1 protein-coding gene is annotated in these 569 nt (G+C 55.9%); it reads left to right on the top strand.

All coding sequences use genetic code 11. The annotated features are described in order from the left end of the window. Positions 1–546, top strand: a 546-nt coding sequence (locus B0W88_RS32185) for a hypothetical protein (protein ID WP_233151922.1), incomplete at its 5' end; no start/stop codon positions are given. Positions 547–569 lie beyond the last annotated feature (23 nt).

Here is a 569-nt window from a genome sequence, read left to right as displayed (position 1 = left end):
ACCCGCAGTTCCAGCCGACGCCTAACGGCGCGGCTGAACGCAATCGTTAGCCTTCACATGAAATCGACCATTGGCCATGAATCAGCGATGCAAGCAGTGCACGATGCGTTGCGCGTTCTGGCGTCGGCTCCGGAGGCAAGCGAAGATGCCATCGTCAATCGTCTGACTGAACTTGGCTATTCAGTTGCACATGCGGAGAAGCTGAACGTATTTGTCCCGTCCGCCTTTGCATGGGCACTTCTGCGACGCATGGGTGTTGCAGGTTTTCCCAATCACTACATCGCGCTTGACGCCCGCGGGGCTGAAGTCAATGTGCCGATTGAAACCGAGCACTACTTCACAGCTGCACTCACGCTTGCGTTCAACACTCTAGAAGGTGGCTGGAGCGACGAACTTTCTCGAGAGCAGTTTCAGATGATCATTGCGCGGAGCGCAGACATGAACGCTGCCAATGCAGCCCTCAACTCGGGAGCATCAATTGCTGGTGCAACACTCGAACCGCTTCGTGTGTTTCGTTTCTCGGCTGAGGAGGCAAACAATGGCTAACCCGCAGTTCCAGCCGACGCCTA

It is taken from the genome of Pelomonas sp. KK5 (genome assembly GCF_001984095.1).
In the GTDB taxonomy this organism is placed as follows: Bacteria; Pseudomonadota; Gammaproteobacteria; order Burkholderiales; family Burkholderiaceae_C; genus KK5.
Note: the sequence above shows the minus strand (reverse complement) of the source record. Positions and strands in the feature narration are given on the sequence as shown.